Origin of the sequence: Arthrobacter sp. YA7-1 (assembly GCF_025960325.1) — a bacterium.
Classification (GTDB): domain Bacteria; phylum Actinomycetota; class Actinomycetes; order Actinomycetales; family Micrococcaceae; genus Arthrobacter; species Arthrobacter bambusae_A.
Map to the genome: position 1 here is coordinate 3,015,940 of NZ_CP110114.1, position 19,004 is coordinate 3,034,943.

10 protein-coding genes are annotated in these 19,004 nt (G+C 64.8%); 3 read left to right on the plus strand and 7 right to left on the minus strand.

Translation table 11 applies throughout. The features are described from left to right. Positions 1-22: 22 nt before the first annotated feature. Positions 23-829 (plus strand): IS3 family transposase, encoded by an 807-nt coding sequence (locus OIT41_RS14100; RefSeq protein WP_241711084.1) that lies wholly within the window; start codon positions 23-25, stop codon positions 827-829. Between the two features lie 102 nt (positions 830-931). Here OIT41_RS14100 and OIT41_RS14105 read toward each other — a convergent pair whose 3' ends face one another. Next, complete coding sequence (locus OIT41_RS14105; RefSeq protein WP_078108347.1) at positions 932-3,931, minus strand: UPF0182 family protein; 3,000 nt, start codon at positions 3,929-3,931, stop codon at positions 932-934. Between the two features lie 135 nt (positions 3,932-4,066). Next, entirely contained in the window at positions 4,067-5,263 is a 1,197-nt protein-coding gene (locus OIT41_RS14110; protein ID WP_372489704.1) for a PDZ domain-containing protein, read from the minus strand. Between the two features lie 216 nt (positions 5,264-5,479). On the opposite strand from OIT41_RS14110, the gene OIT41_RS14115 reads away from it, so the two are divergent. Continuing rightward, positions 5,480-6,925, plus strand: a complete 1,446-nt coding sequence (locus OIT41_RS14115) for a zinc-dependent metalloprotease (protein ID WP_078108345.1) — start codon at positions 5,480-5,482, stop codon at positions 6,923-6,925. Positions 6,926-6,940: 15 nt separating this feature from the next. Here OIT41_RS14115 and OIT41_RS14120 read toward each other — a convergent pair whose 3' ends face one another. From OIT41_RS14120 to nudC, 3 genes are read right to left on the minus strand one after another with little or no spacing between them, the layout of a single operon-like run. Next, a complete protein-coding gene (locus tag OIT41_RS14120; protein WP_241710507.1) occupies positions 6,941-7,519 on the minus strand; it encodes a M48 family metallopeptidase in 579 nt (192 codons plus the stop codon). Positions 7,520-7,569: 50 nt separating this feature from the next. Then, positions 7,570-9,702, minus strand: coding sequence for an ATP-dependent DNA helicase UvrD2 (locus tag OIT41_RS14125; protein WP_241710502.1), 2,133 nt, complete (start codon positions 9,700-9,702; stop codon positions 7,570-7,572). Further along, positions 9,699-10,685 carry an NAD(+) diphosphatase gene (gene nudC, locus OIT41_RS14130; RefSeq protein WP_241710501.1) on the minus strand — a complete coding sequence of 329 codons (987 nt, stop codon included), beginning with the start codon at positions 10,683-10,685 and terminating at the stop codon, positions 9,699-9,701. Before nudC ends, OIT41_RS14125 begins: the two co-directional genes overlap by 4 nt. A 143-nt stretch (positions 10,686-10,828) precedes the next feature. Here nudC and OIT41_RS14135 point away from each other — a divergent pair, with 143 nt between their 5' ends. Next, positions 10,829-12,127, plus strand: a complete 1,299-nt coding sequence (locus tag OIT41_RS14135) for a macrolide 2'-phosphotransferase (RefSeq protein WP_264636646.1) — start codon at positions 10,829-10,831, stop codon at positions 12,125-12,127. 43 nt (positions 12,128-12,170) lie between these two features. Here the strand turns inward: OIT41_RS14135 and OIT41_RS14140 are convergent, their stop codons facing one another. Together OIT41_RS14140 and OIT41_RS14145 are read right to left on the minus strand one after the other, a co-directional pair. Further along, the gene (locus OIT41_RS14140; protein ID WP_264636647.1) at positions 12,171-15,692 is read right to left on the minus strand and encodes an ATP-dependent helicase; all 3,522 of its coding nucleotides are present in this window, start codon (positions 15,690-15,692) and stop codon (positions 12,171-12,173) included. After that, positions 15,689-18,952 carry an ATP-dependent helicase gene (locus tag OIT41_RS14145; RefSeq protein WP_264637962.1) on the minus strand — a complete coding sequence of 1,088 codons (3,264 nt, stop codon included), beginning with the start codon at positions 18,950-18,952 and terminating at the stop codon, positions 15,689-15,691. Before OIT41_RS14145 ends, OIT41_RS14140 begins: the two co-directional genes overlap by 4 nt. Positions 18,953-19,004: the final 52 nt, after the last annotated feature.

Here is a 19,004-nt window from a genome sequence, read left to right on the forward strand (position 1 = left end):
CAAGGCCCAACATCGCCTGGAATTGCTCCTGGACATCGCTGGCATTGCCCGCTCGACGTTCTTCTATCACCAGGCCCGGCTCCAGGCCCCCGATCCGCAAGAGGCTCTCAAGAGCGCGGTCACGGAGATCTTTAAGAAGAACCATGGCAGGTACGGGCACCGACGCGTCCACATCGAGCTGGCCAAGCAAGGCTGGAGGACCGCGAAGAAGACCGTGCTGAAGCTGATGCGGACACTCGGGCTGGTCTGCAAGGTCCGGCGGAAGAAGCGCTACAACTCCTACCGCGGCGAACAAGGCGCCGTCGCTCCGAACGTGCTCAACCGGGATTTCGAAGCGACCGCCCCGAACCAGAAGTGGGTGACGGACGTGACCGAATTCAGCGTCAGCGATCGCAAGCTCTACCTCTCACCGGTCATGGACCTCTTCGACCGGCAGATCATCTCGTACACCCTGGGCATCTCGCCGAACCTGGAGCTCACCAACACATCGCTGAGTAAGGCGCTGACGACCCTCAAGGACGGTGAGAAACCGCTGGTGCATTCCGACCAGGGATTCCAGTACCAGCATCACTCCTGGCGGACTCTCCTCAGCGTTGCCGGAGCGGTCCAATCAATGTCACGCAAGGCCAACTGCTACGACAATGCCGTGATGGAAAACTTCTTCGGTCATCTCAAAGAAGAACTCTTCCATCGTGTCCGGTTCATCAGCACCGACGCACTGACAGCGGCACTGCACGAGTACATCCGCTGGTACAACACCGAACGGATCTCGACAAAGCTCGAGGGCCTGAGCCCGGCGCAATACCGTGCCCAGGCCCTCGCGGCTTAGGATCTTACTTAGCCAGTCCAACTTTCGGGGACCAGTTCACTATGGGCTGGCCCGGTCTTTCATACCCCCGGCCAGGGCGAAATCAGCCGGCTGGAGAATTGCCTACTTGCTCGGCGAAGGGGACGGCGTCGGCAACGGGCTCGCCGACGGGCTTGCACTCGCTGACGGAGCCGGGGCGACGCCAAGCCGCGACTCGGCGTCGAGAGCTTTCTGTATTGCTGCGGACAGAAGGTTCTGCTGGGCGCCGTATCCCGCGAAGTCACCCTTGGCCAGGGCGGCCTGTCCATCTTGGATGGCCTTGTTTGCCTGATCCAACGCAGCCTTCAGCTGAGCCTGGGCATCCGCCGCGGCAGGGGGTGTAGTACTCCCTGGCGGAGTGGTGGTGGTCTGGCCGTTATTGGCCGAGTCTCCTGCCGAGGCACCGGAATCGCCGCCGAACAAGACCTTCAGCGCCGCATCCAAGGTGGACGCGAAACCTACCTTGTCACCAAAGGCTACGAGCACTCGCTGAAGCGTCGGGTAGGACGTTTCGCCAGTTGACTTCACGTAAACCGGCTGCACGTAAAGCAGGCCGCCACCCACCGGCAATGTCAGAAGGTTGCCGTTGAGCACATCGGAAGCTCCTTGCCTGAGCAGGTTGAGTTGCTGCGACACCTCAGGATCAGAGTTGAACTTGTTCTGCGCCTGGCCCGGGCCCGGAACCTGGGTATCCGTGGGCAATTGGAGCAATCGCAACTGGCCATATGAGTCCGCCTTCACCCCCTTCTGGTTGCCGGCGTCGGAGTCGGCAGCCAGGAAGCCATACAGGATGTTCCGGGCGTTTCCGTTGACTACCTGTGGAATGAACGAGGAGGTCAGCTGGAACGCCGGCTTGGTCTGGCCGGGCATCTGCAGGGACAGGTAATACGGAGGCTGCCGGACGGGATCAGTGACTGTAGGATCGTTCGGCACGCTCCACGCGTCGTTGTTCTGGTAGAAGCTGTCCGCGTTGGTCACGTGGTAACGGCCAAGCAGCTCCTGCTGGACCTTGAAGAGATCCTCCGGATAACGCACGTGGCTCATCAGCTGTCCGGACATCTCCGAGATCGGTTTGATGGTGCTGGGGAAGATCTTCTGCCAGGACTTCAGAATGGGGTCCTGGTCGTCCCAGGCGTACAGCGTCACTGAGCCGTCATAGGCGTCAACAGTCGCTTTGACCGAGTTCCTGATGTAGTTGACGGAGCTGTTCGGCAAGACCGCAGTGCGCCCGGAGGTCGTTTGCGAGTCAGCGGTGGCGGTTTGCAGTTGTTGCTGCTGGGAGTAGGGGAAGTACTGGCTGGTGGTGTAACCGTCCACGATCCACTTCACCCGGCCATCAATAACCGCCGGATAGGCGCTGCCATCCACGGTCAGGTACGGAGCGACCTTTTCAACTCGATCTCGCGGAGAGCGGTCGTAGAGGATCTGGGACTTCACATTGACGCCGTCAGACAGCAGCAGATCCGAGGACTGGAACTTGATGGAGTACAGGAGGCGGTTGAACCAGTTGCCCACGCTGGGGCCACCATTGCCGGTGAAGGTGTACTGCGTCTCGGTGGTGCTGTCCGTGGCGGCAGGACGGTCCTGCTCGCGCTGAGGAGCACCGTCCGGGGCGCCGACAACCGAGTAGTCAGGCGAATCCTCACCGAAGTAGATGCGGGGTTGGTAGCTCGTATCGCTGCCTAGGATACCCATGGACGGAATCCCGGACAACAGGAAGTCCGGCTTGCCGTCGACGGTGACCGTGTTGCCCTTGGCAGCCACGACGCCGTAACCGTGTGTGTAGACGATGTGCCGGTTGACCCAGGTCTGCTGGCTTGCGTTGAGCCCGTCCTGGTTCAACTCACGGACTGCGATCACGGTGTCCTGGGTCTTGCCGTCCACGGTGTAGCGGTCGACGTTCAGGGACTTGGGGAACTGGTAATACGGACGGTACTGCTCCAACTGGGAGAACGCAGAAGAGACAAGGTTCGGGTCCAACAACCGGATATTGGCGGTGGTCTGCGCATCCTTGGCAAGCGCCCCGGTCTTGGCGTCCGTGGTGGCGTTATACGGGGATACCTGAATCTTGTCCAAACCGTACGCTGCCCGGGTCATCGAAATATTGCGATCGATGTACTTGTTTTCCAACGTCTGCTCAGAGGGGCGGACCTGGAACTGTTGGATGACCCAGGGGTAGACCCCTCCCGCGAGGATGGACGTGATGATCAGCATGGCCGTGCCGATGACCGGCAGGCGCCAACGCCCGATCACGGCGGCCACAATGAAGAGGATAGCCACCAGACCCGCGGCAACGGCCAGGATTGTCTGTGTGGGGATCACCGCGTTGACGTCGGTATAGAGGGCGCCGGCCCAGTGACCGCCTTGGTTTTGAACGGTGTCGTAGACGTTGAGCCAGAAGTTGGCTCCAAGCAGCAGCAGGAAAACGGCTCCGGTCACGGCGAGGTGGATTTGGGCTGCACGGCTGGTGAAGATGCCGCGCTCCATGAGCCGGATGCTTCCATAGAGATAGTGGGTGAGGATTCCGGCGATGCCGGCGATCACCACAACACTCATGAGGAAGCCTGTGGCGAAGCCGAGGAACGGCAAGGTCATGAGATAGAAACTGATGTCCAGGCCAAATTGCGGGTCGCTCTGGCCGAACGGCACCTGGTTGAAGAACAAGAGCACCGCTTGCCACTGGCTCGCGGCCGCGCTGCCGGCGAAGAGGCCGAACAGCACGGGGATGCCGATCATGACCACGCGCCGCACAGGTTCGAGTTGAGCCTGGTACCGGTTCAGGTTGTCCCTGACCTCGGCGTCCGGGGCGTAGACAGGCCGTGCGTGATAGGCGACGCGGATTGCGTAGAAAATCGGCACGGCCATCAGCACGAAGCCCGCGAGGAAGATCAGGATCCGGGCCAGGTTCTCCCGGAAATAGACTTCGAAGAAGCCCAACTGCTGATACCAGAGGACGTCTGTCCACACATTGGCGAAGAAAATGAATCCCACCACCACGACGGCGACGATGATCAAAGTTGGAGTGAGGGCACCCCGTCTCCGCTGCGGTCTTCCGGGCGGGCTGGTGCTGGCTGGACGGGACAAACTCGATACCTCATCGCTGGTCGTCAGTTTACGGTCATCAGTGCGTGTGTGTTCGTCGGCCCCGGTGCCGGGTGCTAATGGCGGAGGCCGTCATTAGTGCCACGAGTGGCAGTGGAGCTAAGTTCCATCATCAGTCTAGTTGTTGGAGCATGCCGGGAGGCGGGACATGTCCTGGCCCGAGGCGAGTCGTTCAACGGCTGATTTTGCGTCCGCCAGAGTATCCACTTTGACTACCTGCAGCCCGTCCGGAATGTGCCCCACGACCTCGTCGCAGTTGGCGGCGGGCGCCAGGAAAAGGGTGGCGCCGCCATTGCGGGCTCCGCGCATTTTCTGGGCGATTCCACCAATCGGGCCGACGGTGCCGTCCGGCGAAATGGTGCCCGTGCCGGCCACATGCTTGCCCCCCGTGAGGTCGCCGGGGGTGATGCTATCGATGATGCCCAGTGCGAACATCATGCCGGCACTCGGTCCGCCCACCTGGTCCAGGGAGATCTTGACGTCGAACGGGAAGGTGAACTTGTACTGCAGCAGTACGCCCAGGATGTACTTGCCGTTTGAGCCCTTGCCCGGGGTGATGCTCACCGTTACGGGCTTGCCGTTCCGGTCGACCACGACGGCGGCCGGCGCCCCCGCGCCGGCCGCCAGTGCGGTTTGGACGACGTTCAGGGACGTGATCGCCTTGCCGTTGATCGAGGTAAAGACATCCCCCGCTTGGAGTTTGCCTGAGGAGGCCGAGCCGTCGGACAGCCCCGCGACTTCAAGCTTCTGCCCGTACGGAATGTTTTCCTCCTGGAGGGCCGAGGCAACGGCGTTCTCCTGGGAGGTGGTCATGGCAACCGCGCTTTCCTGTTCGGATTGCTGCCTGGTGGTGCCCTTGGGATAGAGAAGTTCTTCGGGATATACCGCCTTCGAACCGTCCAGCCATGCTTGGAACGCCTCGAAAATGTTGACGGGTCCGTTGGGGCCGCCGTTGATGTAGACGGTGGTCAGGTCCAGGTTGCCCTTGGCGGGATATGTCGCGTGTCCCGTGATGCTGATGACCGGTTTGTTGTGGTCGGTGCCCAAGGTGTTGAACGTCGGACCGGGAGATTCCACGACGTAGGGAACAGGGAGGACAGCCGCGGCGATTCCCAGGACGATGGTCAGCGCGCCGGAGACCAGCATCGCGATGTACCGTCCGTCCCGGCGACGTGGCGGTTGGGGCGGTTCCTGCGATGGCGCGGCGTCCCCCGCCGCGAAACGGCCGTCCGACGTCGGGACGCCCTGGGGGGTGGAGGGGCCGAGAGGCTGTCCGGGTTCCGCGGCAGCTCCGGGGCTCGGCAAACTAGTCAATGAAAGGCCTCTCCGCGCCGGGAACTGTGTGCCCAACGCTACCGTTTCGACCCCCTCAGGGTGGAGGCCAGTAAACATACCAACGATCCACCCTACTTGCTGTGCCTGCCAGACGTGCTTTGCCTAGAGCGAACGACGCGTTCCTGAGGCAGACAGCCCCCGGGCATCGCGGTACCTTGAAAGTGATCACCAGTCACACCGACGATCGGCGGCACCATGACCTCCAACCCCAATACCCCTCCTAATGGAGACGATTCACCCGTGGATCCCTTGGCAGAAATGCTGAAGAACCTGATGGGCGGGCAAGGCATGGGCAACATCGACCCCGCCGAACTGGCAAAGGCCGCAGGGCTGCCAAACGACCCCAACATGCTGCAGCAAATGTTCGCCCAGGTACAGGCCATGATGAGCTCCACTTCCGAGGGCCCTGTCAATTGGCAGCTCGCCCACGAGAACGCCCGCCGGGTTGCCGCTGCCGGCACTGATCCCTCGGTGAACGCCGTGCAGGCGCGCGAGGTCGACGAAGCGCTCCGGCTCGCGGAACTCTGGCTCGATCCGGTGACCGATCTTCAGGCAACCGGCCTCATCGGCCGCGCTTGGTCCCGCGCTGAATGGGTGGAAGCTACCCTCGCTACGTGGAAACGGCTCACGGAGCCGGTGGCCAACAGCATCGCCAACGCCCTGTCGGACGCGCTGACCCAGCAGATGCCGGAAGAAATGAAGGCCATGATGGGCGGCACCTCGTCCATGTTGCAGAACATGGGTGGAGCAATCTTCGGAATGCAACTGGGCCAGGCCATCGGCGCCCTGTCCGCCGAAGTGGTCAGCTCCACCGACATCGGCGTCCCACTCGCCGACCTCGAAATGGCGTTGCTGCCAGCCAATGTGGCGAAGTTCGGCGAAGGCCTGAGCGTCCCTGAGAACGACGTCCGGTTGTTCCTCGCCGTCCGTGAAGCCGCACATGCCCGGCTCTTTGTGCAGGTTCCTTGGCTGCGCGGCCATCTCCTCGGAGCGATTGAAGCGTATGCCCGGGGCATCCATATCGACTTGTCCCGCGTGGAGGATCTCGCCCGGGACCTGGATCCCGGCAACCCCGAGGGCATTCAAGAAGCCCTCTCCCAAGGGGTATTCACCCCCGAACGCACTCCCGAACAGTCGGCTGCCCTCGAGAAACTCGAAACCGCCCTGGCGCTGGTTGAGGGCTGGGTGGACGAACTCACGGCCGCCGCCACCGAGAACGTGCTGCCATCCGCCGTCGCCCTCCGCGAGACCGTGCGCAGGCGCCGCGCCACGGGAGGACCCGCCGAACACGCGTTCTCCTCGCTGGTGGGACTCGAGCTGCGCCCGCGGCGCCTGCGCGAAGCCGCGACGCTCTGGGCCGCTTTGAAGGACGAACGTGGAATCGCCGGCCGCGACGCCATCTGGCAGCACCCCGACCTGCTCCCCACCGCGCATGACCTCGACGACCCGGCGGGCTTCACCGAACGGCGCCGCTTGGCTGAAGCCAGCGACACCGAGGTGGACGATGCATTGCAGAAGCTCCTTGAAGGCGGCTACGACGCTCCGAAGGATGAGGAGAACACAGAGGGCACCCCGGAGGCTCCGAAGCCTGAAGACGGAGATTCCCCCGACAACACGGGACCCGAAGAGCCCAAAGGATAGCCGCTCCTGAAACGCCTAGTCGGCGTCGGCGTCCCAGCCCCCGGCTGGTGCGCCGGCGCCTTCTTCATCCGGTCCAAGCCCCCGCGACGTCGCAAAGGCGACGCCCTCCAGGAAGGCCTTCGCCGGCTGCGTTTCGGGGTACGCCTCCAGCAGGCGCCAAAACGCGGCATTGTGCCCGGCCACCAGAAGGTGCGCGAGTTCGTGGAGCAACACGTAGTCGATCACCCATTGGGGCATGGCCCGGAGCTTGTCCGAAAGCCGGATGGTCCCGTCCGCGGGAGTCGCCGAGCCCCACCGTGACTTCTGGTTGCTGACCCAGCGGACCGACGTCGGGGCCGCACGCCCGCCCAGGTACCGTGACGAGAGTTCCGCGGCGTGAGCGGCAAGGGCCGCGTCGCTCGCGGGCCTCCTCCTGCCGGAACCCTGAGCGCCCCGCTCCCCCTGCCTCTTGAGCTTGTCCAGCATCCGCCGGACCCATTCATTCTCCTGTGCCTTCGTGAAGTGGGCAGGGATCGCAATAACGGCATTCCCGTCCTCCCAGAAGGCCGCCACGGTACGACGACGGCGGGCGGAGCGACGAACGACGACAGGCATGCCGTCGTCGGTGGTCAGCGGCAAAGCCGGCTGGCGCGCGACCGGAGGCACTAGGCAGACCCGTTCTCGACCAGAACCGCCAGCACGGCTTCGCCGTACTTTTCCAGCTTGGAGGGTCCGACGCCGGCGAGTTTCGCAAGCTCCTCAAGCGAAGTGGGCCGGGCTTCGGCGATGGCCGTCAATGTCGCGTCCGTGAAGACCACGTAGGCGGGGACATCGTTGCTCAAGGCCTCTTCCTTGCGCCATTGCCGCAAGGCCTCAAAAGTCTGTTCTTCGTACGTAGGCGGGCACTGGCTACAGCGACCCACTTTGCGTTCGGCGCCAGTGGCGAGCATCGTGCCGCAGACCCTGCACGACGCCGGTGCTGCCGCCTTGCGCCGTGGAGTGGCGCGGCTGCGCGCGCTGGCTCCGAGCACCGAATCGGGACGGAGCCCGTCGAGGAAGCGCGAAGGCTTGCGGTTGGCACGGCCGCCCGGCGTGCGGGCCGTGGACCAGGACAGGTTCAGGTGCTCGCGCGCCCGCGTGATCCCGACGTAGAGAAGTCGGCGTTCTTCGTCCACGCTCTCGGGAGTGTCGGCAAAGGAAATAGGCATGAGTCCTTCGCTCAAGCCGACCAGGAACACGGCATCCCATTCCAGGCCCTTCGCGGCGTGCAGCGATGCGAGGGTCACGCCCTGGACCGTCGGCGCGTGCTGCGCAACCGAACGTTCCTGGAGTTCGTTGACGAATTCCATCAAGGTGAATTCCGGCCCACGGCTGACAACAAGTTCGTCCGCGAGTGCCACCAGTGCTGCCAGCGACTCCCAGCGTTCGCGGAGGGCACCGCCGCTATGTGGGGCGGCATCCGTGTAGCCGAGCGAAGCCACGATGTCCCGGACCAGTTGGCCGAGCGGTTCCTTGCCGGAATCCTCGGCAACGGCACGCGTGGCCGCCCGCAGCTGCAGGATGGCGTCGCGGACTTCCTTGCGGGCGAAGAAACGCTCACCGCCCCGCAACTGGTAGCCGATACCCGCAGAGGCAAGAGCTTGTTCGTACGCTTCCGACTGGCCGTTGGTGCGGAAAAGCACGGCAATCTCGCTCGCCTTGGTGCCGGCGTCGATCAATTCCCGGATCCGGCCCGCGACCACCGCCGCCTCGGCTTCGTCGTCGGGGCATTCCATGAACCGGGGCTCAGGTCCGGCCGGGCGCTGGGCTACCAACTGCAGGGGCTTGGCCCAAGCGGCGTCGGCAACCGTCCCACCACTGCGGCGGGATCCCAGGAGATCGTTGGCGAGCTTCACCACTTGGGGCGTGGAACGGTAGTCGCGAACGAGTTTGACGACCGTCGCCGAAGGGTAATGGCCCTTGAATCCGAGGAGATGCTTGGGAGAGGCTCCCGTGAAGGAGTAGATGGTCTGGCTGGAGTCGCCCACTACGCAGAGTTCGTCGCGGCCGCCGAGCCACAGCTCCAGAAGCCTCTGCTGGAGCGGGGAAACGTCCTGGTACTCGTCCACCACAAAGTGCCGGTACTGCTCGCGGACCGTGGCTGCCACTTTCGGGTCCTCCTGGAGGATGCCCACCGTGATCAACAGGACGTCCTCGAAGTCGATCACATTGCGGTCCGTCTTCACGTCCTCGTAAGACTGGAAAACCCGTGCGACGGCGGTGAGGTCGAAGCCTCCCGGAGTGCCGCGGCCGTGCGCGTTCTCAAGGTAGTTGGCCGGCGTCAGCATGGAAACCTTGGCCCACTCGATCTCAGCAGCAAGATCACGGATGGATGCCCGGTCCGTACTCAACCGGAGCCGCCGCGCGGCTTCGGCGATCATGTTCGCCTTGTGGTCCAGCAAGTTCGGCAGGACGCCGCCGATTGCCTGCGGCCAGAAGAACTGGAGTTGCCTGAGCGCCGCAGCGTGAAAGGTGCGTGCCTGGACGTTTCCGACGCCGAGATCCCGCAGCCGGCTGCGCATCTCGGCGGCCGCCCGGGACGTGAAGGTGACGGCCAGGAGGCGCTGCGGGCTGTAGACACCGGAGTGCACACCGTAGGCAATGCGGTGCGTAATGGCCCGGGTTTTTCCCGTACCCGCTCCGGCCAGGACGCACATCGGCCCGTTGAGGTTGCTGGCGACTTCCCGCTGCTCGGCATCAAGGCCGCCGAGAATCCGGTCCTCGAGTGAAACGGTCTCGCTGAAAATACCGTCTGTCACTGCTGGAGGTCCTCGATGACGCCGCCGTACCAGTGCTCGATCAGGGAACGCGCAATCGAAAGCCTCGTGGAGATCGTGATTTCACCGCTGAGCACGGCTGCCTGCAGTTCCGCGCGGCTGAACCAGCGCGCCCGGGTGACCTCGACGCCGTCGGGCCGGGCCTCGACGTCGTCCGTTGTTGCGGTGAACCCGAGCATGAGGGAGGCCGGAAACGGCCACGACTGCGATCCAAGGTACTGGCACGCGGTGACCCGCACGCCCACTTCTTCGCCGATTTCGCGGACCACGGCCTGTTCAAGCGATTCCCCCGGCTCCACGAAGCCGGCCAGCGTGGAGTAGTTCTTGGCGTCAAGCGGCCCTCCTCCGCCCAGGAGCAGCCTGCCGTCGGAACCGACCACGGTGACGATGATGGCCGGATCGGTCCTTGGATAGTGTTCCGATTTGTCCCGCGGGCACCGCCGGACCCAGCCGCCGGCTTCGATTTCCGTGGGAGTTCCACACTGCGGGCAGTGGGTATGGGTTGCATGCCAGTTGGAAATGGCGCTGGCCTCAACAAACAAGGCCGTGTCCATGGCACCGAGACGGGCAGCGACCTCCCGGAATCCTGCCCAGGAACCGTCGGCCGGAAGGCCCGCGGCTCCGGGCGAAAGCGGCTCGGCGGGCACAAAGAGGACGATGGGCGTTTTCTCCGGGGCCGATGAAGCAGCGAGGGTCCGGCCGAGATAGATGGCAGTGAGCGGTCCGCCAGCCGCTTGAAGGGCGTCGAAGAGCGGCGCGGCGTCGCCCAGCCACAGCTTGTCGCCCACGACGAGGGCTTGGCGCTGGGACAACACCATGGCTTTGGCCGCGCCCGAGGAGATCACTTCATCCAGCATGCCTGGCTTCAGGCGTTCGGCAGATCCGCGGTCAACCATGGCTGGGCGCACCGGAAGAACGGTATCGATAAGGTGGTTTGCCGGCGCCTGGAACTCGGTGAAACTCATGTACCTACCGTACTGACTCGCACCGACAATTGACATTTGGAACCTTCAGCGATGCACACCCCTGAATGCTGTTTTCCAGCGGATCTCAAGACTCGCCGCACTGCATCGCTGCCAGAGGCGCATGTCAATCTACCGTGGAAGACGTGAGAAGAACACCGTTCGAACTGGCCGCTGTAGCTACTGCGGCGGTGCCCGGCCTGACGCCGATGGCTGCCGCCTCTGCCCCGGATGATGCTGCCGATTTCGATTCGGCGCTCCTGGTGGACTCCGAGGGCAAGCGTTGGCGCGTCCGTTCGCCACGCCATCCGGAAGCCAGCGCGCGGCTGGAAACCGAATTCATGATTCTGCGGGCTTTCGCGCCGGCAATCCGGGCCGAACTGCCTTTTCTGATGCCCACTGTCGCCGGAACGGTGCGCCAAGGCGCGCTGAGCACCTTTGTCTATGCCCACTTGGCCGGGGCCACGCGCAGCATCGAAGAACTGTCCACCTGCAGTGACTCCTTGGCCAAGGAGATCGGTGCGGCGCTGGCCGCCGTCCACGACCTCCCCCAATCGCTCGTGAACAACGCCGACCTTCCCAGCTACACGGCCAACGAATTCCGCCAGCGCAAGTTGAACGAGCTGGACCAGGCTGCCACAACGGGCAAGATACCGCCCGCCCTGCTGCGTCGCTGGGAGCACGCACTCGAGGATGTGGCGTTGTGGCGCTTCAACCCGTGCGTGGTCCACGGCGATCTGCACGAAGACAATCTGCTGGTCGATGGCGACAGTGTCACGGCCGTGACGGGATGGACCGATCTGCGCATCGGCGATCCCGCCGATGACTTTGCCTGGCTCGTGGCGTCAAACGAACAGGGATTCGTGGAATCCGTCATGCGGCACTACACGGAAGCCCGACGCGACACTCCGGACGGCCACCTGCTCCGACGCTCGGCGCTCCTTGCCGAATTCGCCCTGGCCCAGTATCTCGTCAAGGCCTTGGCGGCCGGCCACAGTGAAATGACGGCAGAAGCCGAGGCGATGCTCAAGTCCCTCGCCGACGACATCGAACAGCAAAACGCGTTGGCAGCCGAGGAGGCCGAGGCCGCAGCCGCGGAGCTTGCCGCTGCGGACGCGCTTGCGGCACCCGCAGTTGTCATGGTTTCGGAAGCCGCGGCCGCTGAGGGCGACTCAGCGAAGCCCACGGTAAGTGTCACAGCCATCCCGGAATCTGCTGACGACGACCTTCCCGCGGCCCGTCCGGAAACTGCCGCGGCAACGCCGTCAGTCACGGTTGCACCCCTCGGGGAAGCTGCCACGGGCGTCGCCGCCGAGGACGGTTCGGGAGAATCGACAAACGGGACAGCCCCGGCACCCGAGGCGCCGTCCGAATCAGACGACACCTCGACGACGGCCCTCCAAGTAGTGGAGCCCGCACCGTTGCAGGACGCCAAGGACCACTAGTCCGTCCCGGCTTGGCTGCGGTGGTTTCAGTTGCCCAGCGGTTTCAGTGGCCCAGCGCGGAAGCGATGATGTTCTCCAGTTCTTCGGCCGTGCCCAGGTCGTGGGGCCTCACCACAGCGTCATCGGCAACGTAGTAGAACGCTGCGCTGACGTGCTCCAACGGCACACCCTTGAGGCGCGCCCATGCCAGCCGGTACACCGCCAGCTGCACGGCGCGGGTCTTGAGTTGCCTGCCGGACGGGCGCCTGCCCGTTTTCCAGTCCACCAGTTCCCATGTGCCGTCCGCCCCGCGGAAGACAGCATCAATCCGTCCGCGCACCACGACGTCCCCGATCCTCGTTTCCACGGGAACTTCGACGAAGGCCGGGGACCGGTGGGCCCATTCTGAAGTACTGAACGTCGCCACCATGTCATCAAGTCCGTAGGCTTCGTCGATGTGGGAGTCAGAGCCGGGCGCTTCGTCGAGATCCAGCATTCCTGTGGTTCCGAAGTATTCCTCGACCCAGGAGTGGAAGGCGGTGCCTTTGCGTGCCGAGATCCCGGGTTGCCGGGGCACCGGGCGCCGGAGCTGGCCCAGGACAGCGGCCGGATCGTCTCCCAGGTCGACGAACATCGATGCCGAGATGTGTCCGGGCAAATGGACGTCTTGGACCGGCTTCCGCCGCAGTTGCCGTTCCAACAACAACTCCGCTTCGGCGGCCCAGCCGGCCGCCGCCCCGCGGAGTGAGCCCAGCGAGGCGTCCATGACCAGCGGCGAATCCTTCTGCAGTCCGTCGACGGCGTTCCTGACCCTGGTCGCCGCCGCCTCCATGGCGGCCCGCCGGCCGGGGACCAAGCGGAGCCGTTCCCCCGTTCGAGGGTCGCTCGGGCCCTCGAGCGGATCATAGGGGAAGATCGCCACCTCGGTGCCGACAGTCAGGGGGCTCTCTGTGGGCAGCGCGTCTTCGCTGAGGGACTGGGGGTGGATGGCAGCGGCCGATGCTCCACCGGAATCGCTGCCTGCCTCGCCGGCAAGGCACGCCAGCTCAGCAAGGAAGGGCGAAGTCTCGGCTATCCCGGCCCGGGAACCATTCCACGCGGCGCTCGATGCCCACAGGACGAACTTTGCCCGGGTGTAGGCAACGTAGGCGAGTCTCCGCTCTTCGGCCTCGCCGTGGTGCTGGACTTCCGATTTGAAGTCCTTTTCGGCGTCAAGCCAGCCCTTTTGGTCCGGCTGGTCCAGATCCCATTGGGGGAGATCCGCCCGGTCGCCTCGGAGCGGCCATGGCAGGGCCGCGGTACCGCTGCTCCACCGGGAGTTCCGGTTGCTCGGGAAGGCCCCGGCATTGAGGCCGGGGACAAAGACAACGTCCCATTCCAAGCCTTTGGAGGCATGGACGGTCAGCAATTGCACGGCCTCGTGGTTCACCTCGGCGTCGGCCATGTCGAGTCCGCCTTCTTCTGTTGCGGCCGCTTCAAGCCACCCCAGGAAAGCCAGCAGGTCCACGCGCTGTGAAGTCTGCAGGAAACCCGCCGCGGCGTCATGGAACGCGTCCAGGTTCCGGCGGGCCTGGTGGATGCTCGTCCCGGGCTTCGCAGCGACCTCAATGTCCAGCAGCATGGCGCGCTCCACCTCGCCGATCAACGTGGTCAGATCATCTCCGATGAACCCCCGCAGGTTCCGAAGCTCCGCAGACAAGCGGCCAAGCCGGTCCAAGGCTGCCGCGCTGAGGGAGCGCCCATGGCCGGAAGTCCATCCTGGACGCGGCAGGAAGTCCAGCGCTTCCACAAGGCTGGCTGCATCCGTAATGTCGCTTTCGACGACCGTCTCCATCGGGCTTTCGTCCGCACCCGACGCCTCGTCTCCGGCACCGCTGTCCACCGTAGCGCCTTGTGATCGCCGCCTGGCCAGGAATTGGGACCAGTCGCGGAAAGCCATCAAATCCGCAGTCCCGATCCTCCACCGGGCCCCGGCCAGCAAACGCATCAGCGCATCTGAACGGCCGGGATCCGCGAGGACCCGGAGCGCCGCCACGAGATCCACCACTTCAGGGGTGTCGAGGAGTCCGCCGAGGCCGACTATTTCATACGGAATCCCTTGGACCTCGAATTCACGCCGCAAGCATTCCATCTGTGCCCGACGGCGGCAAAGTACTGCCATGGTGGGGGAAACCGGCGTACCGTCGGCCGCGGTTTCAAAGACGGTGCGCCGATAACGGCGGACATCCCGCCCAATCGCCGCGGCTTCGTCTTCGTCCGTGCCAAAACGTCCGAGGACAACATTGCCGTCCACGGCCGCCGGGCTCGGTTGCAGCGGCGGCACGGCCACAGCAGTGTCTTCGGCCCTGGAGCCCGGGGCTCCTTCAGTGGCGGCGGCCTTGTTGAGCGGCGCAGAGATGACATTGGCGGCGGCCAGGATGCTGCGCCCGTTCCGCCAGGCAGTGGTCAGGTACGAGGTGGGTGCCGTCGCAAGGGATGCCGTTCCGAAGCCATCTTCCACCCGGACCGGAAATTCCTGGACGAAGTGGAATAGTTGGCCGGCCGAAGCACCCCTGAATCCGTAGATAGACTGGTTGGGATCCCCCACCGCCGTCACGGCATGACCTCCCCCGAACAGGCGGGAAAACAGGACAAGTTGCGCGTGTGAGGTGTCCTGGAATTCATCCAGCAACACCACCTTGTAGCGGGCCCGTTCGGTGGCAGCTGCCAGTGGTATGTCCTGGGCAATCTTCGCAGCGAGCGCCACGAGGTCGCCAAAGTCGAGGACTCCGCGGTTTCGCTTGGCCTCTTGGTAACGCCCCACCATGTCCGCGACGCTGGCCCTGGTCCGCAACATGGCGCCGAGATCGCCCGCAGCCTGGGACGGGTTCTTTTTCGCCGCGGACGTATAGGGCAGTTGCGCGAATTCGGACACGCGGTCCATCAACCAACGCTGAACCTCGGCCGGTTCTCGCAAGTGTTCGGCGCACTCGCCGGCCAACTGCATCACGGCGTTGACCAAGGTGGACTTGGCAGCGCTGAAGTGCTCATAGTCGCCGTCGTACGCTTCAACCACTTCGCTCGCCAGCTGCCAGGCCTGGGCGCCGCCGAGCAGCACCACATCGCGCTCAATACCCAGGCGCAAGCCGTAGTCGGACACGATGCCGCTGGCGTAGGAGTGGTAAGTGGAGACTTTGGGTTCAAGCTCATCGGAACCCGCGACTCCCTCCGGGAAGCCGTACTGCCCGTTGCCCGGCGACGCGATGCGTTGCAGGGTGGCCAATTTGGCACGGATACGGCTGGCCAGCTCCCCTGCCGCCTTCCGGGTGAAGGTGACGCCCAGGACCTCTTCAGGGCGAACCCATCCATTCGCCACAAGCCACACCACACGGTCTGCCATGGTTGCGGTTTTCCCGGATCCGGCTCCGGCGATGACCAACCGGGGGGTCAACGGCGACGCAATGATGGCGGACTGCTCTTCCGTCGGACGGTTCCGTTCGCCGAGGATATCGGCCAATTCGCCGGGCGAAAACCGGGGTTCCGGCAAGACCGCGCCAACCGCGGCGGACTCTTCCGCCTCGATTCCTGCGAGTGTCTGGACGCTCATTCAGTGACCTGCTTTCCCCTGGCGCACAACGGGCAAATATCGGGTAGCCGGCAGCCGTGGCCTCCGTGGCTGCCTTTTGAGGGATCGTGACGTGCTTCGAAGCTTGCTCCGGCCATGAGCACAGCGGCCTCGCTGACAAGGTCCTGTGCCCAGTTATCTCCCGGATCCAGGGGCTCCTGCACCTGGACCGCCGGAGTCTTCGTCTTGGTCCCCAGCTGTGCGAGCACGGCACCGCCAGGAACGGATCCTGGAACGGTTTCCTGGAACGCCCCGTGCAACACGGCCGCCTGATAGGCACCGAGCTGGGGGTGCCTGGCGAGTTCGGCCTTGCCCGGCTGCCGTTTGCCCGTCTTGAGGTCGACAATCACCAGCCTGCCCTCTGCGTCTATTTCCAGACGATCCACTTGTCCCCGGAGCACGGCGTTCCGGACAGCATCGGAATCCTCGCCAACGTGGCCCAGGCGCACCTCCGGAAGGGGGACCTCGAAGTCCGCTTCGACCCCGGCCAGGCTTCGGCCTTCGCTCCGCATGACCAGGACGTATTGGGCGAGTTTCCGGACCATCTGCTCTGCCCGTTGGAAGTCCAGCCGGCCTTCCCAGTTGTCCTTCATACCCAGTGTCGGCCAGCGGCGCACCAGCTCGGCGACATACTCAGCGCCGGAAGCATCCGGCAGTTCCTGGGCAATTGCATGGACCAAGGTGCCCAGGCTGCGGGCAAAGTCGGTGGCGGCTTCTCCCCCGGCCGCTTGGACGAACCAATCCAACGGCGATTTGTGCACCGTTTCCACCTTCGACGGAGAAACGAACACGGTGCCCTCTGCCGGCACCACCGGTTCCTCGCTGCTGAGTGGCGCCAGTCCCCACCAGGAATCCGGATGTGCGCCCGGCACGGCGGGCTCCGCGGTGGCAAGGTGTGCCAGGACGCGCGCAGCTTCGGCGGCATCCTCGGCCACGCCCGGGCGGCCAAGCGCGACGTCGTCCGGCTGAACGCGCTGCCGGAGCTCGGCCACCAGGGCGCGCAGCGTCATGGGCCGGCCCACCGGCGTGTACTCACGTAGGTACTGTCCCGGTTCCAAGGGCGCCACGTAATCAAGAAAGGCAGATTGCTGCTCGTCTTCGGAAGAGACCGCCGTGCAGATGAGGACTTCCCGGGCACGTGAAACGGCTGTGGAGAAGCTGCGCAGCTCGTCGTAGCGGATATCCCGCAGCCTGCTGAGGGGACCCCGTTGCAAGGCATGTTCAACCCCATGCTCCACCGCATCGGCAAACAAAGTGCTCCCGAGGAGTTCACCCCGGAGCCTGGTGTTGGGCCAGACGCCTTCCTGGAGGCCCGCGACGATGACCACGGCCCATTCCCGCCCGGCTGCGCTGGCCGGCGTCATGAGCTCCACTGCTTCTTCCACCTGTGCCCTGGCGGCAAGGGTGTCCATGGGGAGTTCCTGGCTGAGCAGATACTCCAGGAATTGTTCGGGACCGGAGCCGGGAAGCTGGTCGACATAGCGCTCGGCGGTGTGGAACAGGGCCATCATGGCGTCGAGGTCCCGGTCCGCGCGGGCGCCGGCCGCGCCGCCGTCGAGCGCCATTTCGGTCCAGCGCGAAGCCAGCCCGGTGGCTTGCCACAAAGCCCACAACACCGTCTCCGCGTTGGCTCCGGGTTCGGCGGCCGCAGCACGTCCTGCCGCGATCATGCGGGCCAAACGCCGTGCCGAGCTGCCCTCGATACCCAAGGACCCCAGCGCTCCGGGCTCCAGCAAAGCTTCAACGAGCAACGCATCGCTGGACCGACCGCCTCCGCCCAGCAGCTCCTCCCGGCGCAAGGATTGCCGGAGGCGGCGCAACTCGATGGCTGTAGCCCCGCCGATCCTCGACGTGAGAAGGGAGACGGCGGACTCGGGCGTCAGCTTGGCGGTATCCAGCACCACTCCGTACACCTCAAGCAGGGGGCGAACAGCCACTTCATCACGGACCGCGGAATCCGCGACCGGGACGCGGACCGGGATTCCTTGGCCGCTTAGATAGCGCTGCAATTGCGCCAATTGCCCACCGTTGCGCACGATCACTGCGATGTCGCCGAACTCGTGGTTCTCGCGCAGCTGTGCTTCGAGGATTCGTTGAGCCACGTAGCGCAACTCGTGGACTGTGGAGGGAAGCACATGTGCTTCCACCCGGCCCGCGGCCCGCGCCTTGCCCGAAGGCGCCTCCTCCGCCGATGCGGGAAGGGGATCCAGACGCCGGGCCAACTGGCCCCCGGCCCGCTGCGAGATACGCGCTGCCACACCGGTCCACGCTTTCGCGACGTCGGGGAGGTGGCGGTGTGTGTGCCATAGCGGAAGCTCCCGCACGGTGCCCGCGAGGCCGCCGAGAAGCCGCGGCAGTTCGGAGACAAGGTCGGGGCGTGCGCCGCGGAACCCTTGGACCACGGTATCCGGAGAGGACGCCACCAAGACGTCCTTTCCTTCCGCGATATCCGCGAGCAATTCAAACACGGCGGGATTCGCCTCTTGCACGTCATCCACGAGGATCAACTGCAACCGTTCGCGCTCGGCCGCCAGGAATCCGGGCGAGTCCTGGAAGATCTGCCGCGCCGCGGTAATGATTCCGGCAGGGTCAAAGGCTTCCGGCATGCGCAGGTCCAGGACGTCGCGGTACTCCGAATAGAGGTCCGCTGCGGCAATCCAGTCCGGCCTGCCGCATTCGTAGGCAAGCGACGTGAGATCTTCCGCAGTCCGTCCGGATTCGATGATCCGGTCGAAGAGCTGCCGGATCTCCTGCCGGAAACCCCGCGTGGGCAACGCCGCGGACAAGTCCTGCGGCCATGGAAGTTCAAAGCCCGGCCGGGCGTGCCCTTCCAGCAGTTCCTTGATAATGAGGTCCTGTTCCGGTCCCGAGAGCAGTTTGGGTGGCCGCTGAAGCGGCAGTACGCCCTCGGCTTTGGCTCGCCGGATCAGGTCAAAGGCGTATGACGCCCAGGTGCGCGCCGGCGTCGTACTCAAGCTCCGGTCCAGCCGCCCCGTAAAGGTGTCCCGCAGCGCCGACGCCGCATGCCGGCCGGGTGCGAGAATCAGGATCCGTTCCGGATCCACGCCGTCACGTTGAACCCGCCGGACGGCGGTTTCCACCAGCACGGTGGACTTCCCGGTGCCCGGCGCCCCCGGCACCAGGACCGGCCCGGATCCGTGCGGGAGCCCGACGACGGCAGCTTGGTCGGCGGACAACTCCGGGGCTGCGTAGCGGACCTCGCGAGGGGGAAGCAGGCGCAAGCGGGCAGGCGAGTGCCGGGATTGCGCCTGCCGCGGCGATGTTGTTGCTTCC